The following is an 8496-nucleotide window of genomic DNA, read 5'->3' on the forward strand; positions in this document are numbered from 1 at the left end:
AGGCAGCATGATTGATTGGATAGTTTCTTTTGCGGTTAAACGCCGCATGATGGTGCTTGCGCTCACGCTTTTATTTGCTGGGTTTGGTGTATACAACACACAAAATTTAGCCGTTGATGCCGTACCCGATATAACTAATGTGCAAGTACAAATAAATACAAAAGCGCCTGGGTTTACCCCGCTTGAAGCAGAGCAGCGCATTACCTATTTAATTGAAACCGCTATGGCGGGCATACCAAAGCTTGATTACACTCGTTCGATTTCGCGTTATGGACTTTCGCAAGTTACCGTTATTTTTAACGAAGGCACCGATATTTACTGGGCGCGCCAGCAAATATCAGAGCGCATTCAAAGTATTCGCTCAGACTTGCCAGCCAATATTGAGCCAAACTTAGGGCCAATTGCCAGCGGGCTAGGGGAGATTTTTACTTACTCTGTGCATGCAAATAAAGGCGCGATAAAAGACGATGGCACGCCATTTAACGCAGAGGATTTACGTACTCTGCAAGATTGGGTTATTCGCCCGCAGCTATTAAAAGTAAAAGGCGTTACCGAAATTAATAGCCAAGGTGGCTTTGAGCGCCAGTACCAAGTAGCCCCCGTGCCTGAAAAACTACTCGCTTATAAGCTCACGCTAAGCGATGTAATTACTGCACTTAAATTAAATAACAGCAACCAAGGCGCAGGGTTTATAGAACGCTTTGATGGGCAATATTTAGTGCGCTCACCAGGGCAATTAAAAACCATAGATGATATAGCTAACACGGTTGTTGCTAAGCGCGATGATGCACCAGTACGGATTAAAGATGTAGCAAATGTGCGTTTAGGTAAAGAGCTTAGAACCGGCGCTGCTACTTATAACGGTAAAGAAACCGTGCTCGGCACCGCCATGATGCTAATTGGCGAAAACAGTCGCGTAGTGGCAAAAGCCATGGCTGATAAACTCAAAGACGTACAGCTAAGCTTGCCTGAAGGTGTTGTGGTAGAAGCAGTTTATGACCGCACAACCCTTGTTGATAAAACCATAGCAACCGTAAAAACCAACCTGTTCGAAGGCGCGGTGCTAGTGATTGTTATTTTGCTGCTGTTATTAGGTAATGTAACTGGTGCGCTTATTACGGCAATGGTTATTCCGCTTAGTATGTTATTTGCCGTTACCGGCATGGTAGGTAATCGCGTATCGGGTAATCTAATGAGTTTAGGCGCAATCGACTTTGGTTTAATAGTTGATGGCGCTGTAATTGTGGTTGAAAACTGTTTAAGGCAACTTGGCCTTGCGCAGCATAAACATGGCCGGCTACTTACATTAAATGAGCGTTTAAGTGTTGTAACCGCCGCTACTAAAGAAGTATTTAGCCCAGCGGTGTTTGGCATTTTAATTATTATGCTGGTGTATTTGCCGCTGTTTGCGCTTAGTGGTGTAGAGGGCAAAATGTTTCAGCCAATGGCATTTACGGTTGTAGCCGCACTAGTTGGCGCACTTATTTTTGCTGTTACCTTTGTACCTGCCGCTATTGCGGTATGTGTACGTGGCAAGGTGAGCGAGAGCGAAAATGCGGTTATGCGCGGTATAAAAAGAGGCTACAAACCACTACTTGGTTTATCGCTTAAGTTGCCATGGGTAATGTTAAGCATTGCTGCTGTGCTTGTAATTGTACTTGGTTTTAAAGTTAAAAATATGGGCGCTGAATTTTTACCGCAGCTTGATGAAGGCGATATAGCGATGCACGCACTGCGCATTACCGGCACCGGTATTGAACAATCGGTAAAAATGCAAAAAGAGCTAGAGCAAGCCATTTTAGACATACCTGAAGTTGAAAAAGTATTTTCAAAAATTGGCACCCCAGATGTAGCAAACGATCCTATGCCACCTAACGTTGCCGATACCTTTTTAATGTTAAAGCCGCGTGAACAATGGCCTGATCCCGCTTTAAGTAAAGAAGAGCTGGTTAAGCAAATTCGCCATTTAGTAAATGAAGTACCAGGTAATAATTATGAGTTTACGCAACCTATAGAAATGCGTTTTAACGAGTTAATAGCAGGCGTGCGCGCCGACGTTGCGGTGCGTATTTATGGCGATGATTTATCAACATTAAAACAGTATGGCGAAAAAGCCACAGCCTTGGTGCAAAACATTACAGGCGCAACTGATGTACGCCTTGAGCAAATGGAAGGTTTGCCTACACTTTCGGTAACGCCGCTTCGCGATCATATGGCGCTGTTAGGTTTAACAGTAACCGATATACAGCAAAGTGTAAGTGCTTCGGTAGGCGGTGTACAAACCGGACTTATTTATGAAGGCGATAAACGCTTTTCGTTATTAGTGCGTTTAGATGAGCGCTGGTCAAACGATGTATCACAGCTTGCGCGTTTGCCAGTGGGCGTGCCCAAAAGTGCCAACCCAGACCTTGCATTTGTACCGCTAGGGGAAGTTGCAAATATTAGTATTGATAAAGGGCCTAATCAAATAAACCGTGAAAGCGGTAAGCGTAATGTTGTTGTTACTGCAAATGTAGAAGGGCGTGATTTAGCAAGCTTTGTAAGTGATGCACAAGCCGCTTTAAATTCAGATCTTAATTTACCAAGTGGTTATTGGATTGAATACGGCGGTACATTTGAGCAATTAGAATCGGCAAGTAAGCGGTTATCGCTGGTGGTGCCAGTTACTTTATTGCTTATATTTGGCCTGCTTTACAGTGCGTTTAATTCACTGCGTGATTCGTTAATTATATTTAGCGGCGTACCACTTGCACTGACAGGTGGCGTGCTTGCGTTACTATTACGCGATATGCCGTTATCAATATCGGCAGGCGTGGGGTTTATAGCGCTAAGTGGTGTAGCGGTATTAAATGGTGTGGTTATGCTGTCGTTTATTAAACAATTAAGAGCCGATGGGCTCAGTTTAATAGATGCGATACAAACAGGTGCACTTTCGCGCCTGCGCCCAGTACTTATGACCGCTTTAGTGGCAAGTTTAGGGTTTATTCCTATGGCGCTAAATACAGGCACCGGCGCTGAGCTACAACGGCCGCTGGCGACGGTTGTTGTAGGAGGGATTATTTCATCAACCTTACTTACGCTATTAATATTGCCTGCACTTTATAAGCTAGTACATGCAAAGTTTACTAGGCATCAAGCTGCTTAGCTAATTGCACCTGTTAGATAACGTAAAAGCAGCTGAAGTTTCAGCTGCTTTTTTGTTGTTAAGTAAACTTTGCAGGTTAATTATATTGAAAAAGGTTATCCCAGCGCTCATCCAAAATAGTTTTTGCGTTTTCCAAATTTATTGCGCTATACACATCATTAGTACACGTCACTAAGCGCATACGCTCCAACTTTTCAAGCGCATCGCTAATTTCAAAGTCGAGTTCGCACTGATATTTACTTTTAAACCAATGCTCTATTTGTTCATCAAGCGTTTGGGCGGTTAAGCCGTTTTCTGATTTTAGTAAAAACGTATACGCAAGCAGCGCTTCTTTTATGTCTTCCTCTTCGGCGGCGTCTATAAGGGTGTGAAAAACACCGGCGTTGTTATCAAGGTTTTTAAAGTAGAGGTTATCGCTAAGTGCTTTCATAAATTTAATTTTACGGTTTTTAAACTTACTCCATTCTTTAAAAATAAAGCTGCCAAATACCCCCATACCAATAGCAAAGGTAATAAAGTGTTGTTGCGTCATTTCGACAGCTTCACTTCTAAAGCCACCCCAAAAAGCAAACAGAGCAAGCAATAATAAAATTGATGCACCAAGCTTAGTTATAAGTACCACCGCACCGCCAATTAAAGCCGATGAGCCAATAATTGCTTTATCAATAGGGCGCATGCGTACTTCACTGTTAGGAAATAGCATTTCGAGATCGGCTTTTGGAACATTTTGAAACAGTTTCACTATGGTAGAGCTTGGCTCGAACCCTAAAGGTATTTTATTTTTAGCTTCAAAGTGGGCTTTATCTTTAAAACGAATAAACACCGCAACACGGTCGTAATTAGTAAAGTGCAGCGGCTTTTTACGAAGGCCCCAAAAGCTAGTTATGGTTTCGGTCAGTTGCGACTCGCCACGGCGATAAAAAACCACTTCTTCAAAGTCGTCAAATTCAACTTCAAGGCGCACCTTAAATAGTGACTCTTCGTTCAATGCATCTTGTAAGTCTTCATTGGTGATCACTTCAAAGTTAGCTGCATTAAGTACCTTAGCAAAATCTTTAGCAAAATCTCGTTGGCACTGCGCTTTTTGATCCTCCGATACTGGCGCTAATGATCGCGTGTCACTATTGGGATCAAAGGGTGCGTAGTTGTTTTTAAGTGATTCAAGTGTTGCGTGGTAATCGTAATGAATAAGGCTTGCTAGTAAATCACAAAATTGTTTAAACGATGTTTTTTGTGTACTGCTTTTAAGCTCTTCGCTACACATATCGACAATATCTTGCTTTCTAAAGGGAATAAAACGCGCACTTTGCATATTTTTTTGACTGCTTTCATACATATTAAATTTAAAGATCGTTATTATTATACTTTGTTAACTAATTGAGCTCGATCTATTTTATTTAAATGTTAGTAGTACAAGTAAAAAATTATAAAGTATGTTTTATTTTGAATTAAAGTAAGCTTTTAGTTTTGTTTTTTTTGTTAGTGATAAAGAATTGCTTATTCTTGTTTGTTAATTATGTAATACTGGTTATATATAAATATATAGCAATAACGATGTTAAATTAATGTAATTTAAAATTGTTTTTTTGTAATGCTTTATCATGTATTATAAGACAAATAAATTGTCGTTTAATTTAACCTAATTTTGTAAATTGCCTAGGATCTATTTTGGAAAATATAAATCAAGCTGTTGTAATTGTTGAACTACTAAATAATATTTGGATCGTTATGGAAAATGGTGACTGGGTTAAAGTTGACTCAGTTCCAGAAGAATTACGAGATCTACCAATATTAAATAGTAGCGCTATTGAACTTGAAGGTAACGAACTTATATTTCCTGAGAGCGATCAAAATTTTATCGTTCCAAAAGATATTATTGCACAGCTTGTTACAGATTTAGGGCAAAATGCTTCGTTTGAACAACTCAGTGTTGACAATAATGCTACTCAAACTAGCCGAGTTGATGGAAGCCAAGCAGCAATGATGCTTCAATTAATTTCGCGTCAAGCGCAGGAATTAGTACCTGATTCTGGTTATGAAACCACACCAGATGCAACGGCTAAAGAAGAAGATCCAAATTTTATTGAGTTTACGCGAGATCCTGTATTTAACGTGGGCCGTTTAGGCGGTGACGGTATATATATAAATAAATATGATGCTGTTGCTTTAGAGTTTTCAGGCACTGTTGAAAATGTTGCCGATGGTACGTTGATTCAAATTATATTGAGCGACCAAGACGGTAATGAAATAACAATAACAACCGAAGTTCAAAATGGTTTCTGGTCTGTAGAAAATATTGATATTACAGGACTCAATGACGGTGAAGTAACCGCAAGGGTTTCTTTAGTCGGCGGCAGTGAAGATGACTCAGCTAGCGAAACAAAAATTAAAGACACGCAAGCAAGTATATTTATTGATTTTGAAGATGGTTTAAATACAAATACTCCATTAGAAATTGCTGGTGAAGTTATAGATGTTCAAGATGGACAGTTAGTAACCGTTGATATAATCGATTCTGAAGGGAATGTAGTTGCAACCTATGAAGCAACAGTAGTTAATGGTCAATGGAGTATTGGTCCTGAGCCATTTATAGATTTAGCAGATGGTAGCTTTACTTTACTAGTCAGCACTATAGATGAAGCTGGAAATGATACTCAAATTCAAAAAACTTTCTTAAAAGATACCACCGCGATTATTACTATTGAAGTAAACGAAACTGAAGATGGCGTAATAAGTGGTTCAGAAAATTTAGTTAATATAACTGGTACTGTCGTAGGTATTGAAGACGGTCAAACAGTATCAGTTATTCTAAAAGATTCAGAGGGTAATGAAGTTATTGTTGAAGCTGTCGTAATCGATGGTCAATATCAATTAGATGTTGATATTTCGACTTTAAATGATGGTGAAATTAGCGCAACGGCCGAAGCTCAAGATTTACTTGGTAATGCCGCAACAACTACGCAAGTGATTACTCAAGATGCAACGGCTGCGATTACGGTTGAAATAGATAAAACCGAAGATGGTGTAATAAATAGCGAAGAAGATACAAACGTTACTATTAAAGGTACCGTCAGTGGTATTGAAGATGGCCAAACAGTCACTGTTGTTTTAAGTGATGGTGTAAATCCTCCAATCACAGTAACAGCGATTGTTGTTAATGGTGCTTATGAACTAACGGGTGTTGATATTTCATCATTAAATGATGGAACAATATCAGCCACTGCAACAGCACAAGATTCTGCTGGAAACCCAGCAAATGCCTCCGATGAAACTCAATACGACAGCTCGGTTGCTGCTAACTTAATAGCGCAAGATATAGACGGTATTATTAATAGTGCGGAACAAAATAATGTAACTCTAAGCGGCTCTGTTTCAGGTATTGAACCAGGACAGTTAGTTACTGTTACATTTACAGATAGTAACAATGGACAAATAGTTGTTACTACACAAGTTGATGAAAATGGTAACTGGCAAATTAGCGGCGATATTGAGTCACTTCTTGATGGTGAAATTTCAGCTGAAATTAGTATTTTTGATGCAGCAGGAAACGAAGCAACGCAAAGTGTTAATTTTTCAAAAGATACACAAAGTACTCTTACCCTAGAAATTGATAAAACTGAAGATGGCATTATTAATGGTAGTTCTGAAAATACTGAATTATCACTAAGCGGTATTGTAAATGGTGTTGAAGATGGTCAAGAAGTTACTATTATCTTTACAGATTCAGCAGGCAATAAAGTAGAAGTTACAACTATCGTTGAAAATGGTAGTTATGAATTATCTGATGTTGATATATTAGCATTGGTAGACGGTGATATATCAGCGACTGCAAGTGTTGTTGATTCAGCCGGAAATATTTCGCAAGCTACAGATTCTTTTGAGCAAGATAATACAGCAATTATTACTGCCAGCATTGATAAAACCGACGACGGTGTTATTAACGGTAACGGCGAAAGTGCCGCAATTGTTGTTCGCGGTACCGTTACCGACGTTGAAGACGGTCAAACAGTTACCGTTACAATTAGTGATGGTGTTAACCCGCCAGTTGAAGTACAAGCAACCGTTCAAAACGGTGAATATGTAACAGATCCTATTGATGCAAGCAGCCTAAACGACGGCACATTAACAGCCACAGTTAACGTCTCAGATGCTGCAGGCAACCCTGTAACAGCGCAAGATTCAGTTGAATTAGATAACACCGCAGCCATTACCACCAGTATTGATAAAACCGACGACGGTGTTATTAACGGCAATGGCGAAAGCGCCGCAATTATAGTGCGCGGTACGGTTAGCGACGTTGAAAACGGTCAAACGGTTACCGTCACAATCAGCGATGGCGTTAACCCGCCAGTTGAAGTACAAGCAATTGTTACTAACGGTGAATATGTAACAGATCCTATTGATGCAAGCGCATTGAACGACGGCACATTAACCGCCACTGCAACGGCGTCTGATTTAGCAGGTAACCCTGTTAGCGCTGAGGATTCAGTGGAGCTAGATAATACCACTGCAATAACCGCCAGTATTGATAAAACAGCCGATTCAGTAATTAACGGTAACGGTGAAAGCGACGCTATCATTGTGCGCGGTACGGTTACTGACGTTGAAGACGGTCAAACGGTTACAGTAAGCATTAGCGATGGTGTTAACCCAGCAGTAACCACAACGGTAATAGTGACCAACGGCGAATACGTAACCGATCCGATTGATGCAAGCAACCTTAACGATGGCACATTAACCGCGACCGCAACAGCGTCTGATTTAGCTGGCAACCCGGTAACAGCGCAAGATTCAGTAGAGCTTGATAACACCGCTGCAATAACCACAAACATTGATAAAACAGCCGACGGTGTTATTAACGGCAATGGTGAAAGCGACGCTATCGTTGTGCGCGGTACAGTTACGGATATTGAAGATGGTCAAACGGTTACCGTTACAATCAGTGATGGTGTTAACCCGCCAGTTGAAATACAAGCAACCGTTCAAAACGGTGAATATGTAACAGATCCAATTGATGCTAGTGCATTGAACGACGGCACATTAACCGCGACCGCAACAGCGTCTGATTTAGCTGGTAACTCTGTAACAGCGCAAGATTCAGTTGAATTAGATAACACCGCTGCCATCACCACCAGTATTGATAAAACAGCCGACTCAGTTATTAACGGTAACGGCGAAAGTGAAGCTATTGTTGTGCGCGGTACAGTTACCGATATTGAAGATGGTCAAACGGTTACGGTAAGCATTAGCGATGGCGTTAACCCACCAGTTGAAGTACAAGCAACCGTTCAAAACGGTGAATACGTGACCGATCCGATTGATGCAAGCAACCTTAATGATGGCACATTAAC

2 protein-coding genes and 1 pseudogene are annotated in these 8496 nt (G+C 40.7%); 2 read left to right on the plus strand and 1 reads right to left on the minus strand.

The features are described from left to right. Nucleotides 1-7: 7 nt before the first annotated feature. The gene (locus H5157_RS18625) at nucleotides 8-3145 is read left to right on the plus strand and encodes an efflux RND transporter permease subunit (RefSeq protein ID WP_182725261.1); all 3138 of its coding nucleotides are present in this window, start codon (nucleotides 8-10) and stop codon (nucleotides 3143-3145) included. A 76-nt stretch (nucleotides 3146-3221) separates the two neighbouring features. On the opposite strand, the gene H5157_RS18630 is transcribed toward H5157_RS18625, so the two are convergent. Next, a complete protein-coding gene (locus H5157_RS18630; RefSeq protein ID WP_182725262.1) occupies nucleotides 3222-4457 on the minus strand; it encodes a TMEM143 family protein in 1236 nt (411 codons plus the stop codon). Between the two features lie 356 nt (nucleotides 4458-4813). On the opposite strand from H5157_RS18630, the pseudogene H5157_RS18635 reads away from it, so the two are divergent. Further along, nucleotides 4814-8496 (plus strand): annotated as a pseudogene (locus H5157_RS18635) (Ig-like domain-containing protein); the annotation flags it as partial.

The organism is Pseudoalteromonas sp. SG43-3 (assembly GCF_014164385.1).
GTDB classification, from domain to species: domain Bacteria; phylum Pseudomonadota; class Gammaproteobacteria; order Enterobacterales; family Alteromonadaceae; genus Pseudoalteromonas; species Pseudoalteromonas distincta.

Bases quoted from the DNA above. Each gene is read 5' to 3' on its own strand.
- H5157_RS18625 (WP_182725261.1), top strand. From the start codon at position 8: ATGATTGATTGGATAGTTTCTTTTGCGGTTAAACGCCGCATGATGGTG.
- H5157_RS18630 (WP_182725262.1), bottom strand. From the start codon at position 4,457: ATGCAAAGTGCGCGTTTTATTCCCTTTAGAAAGCAAGATATTGTCGAT.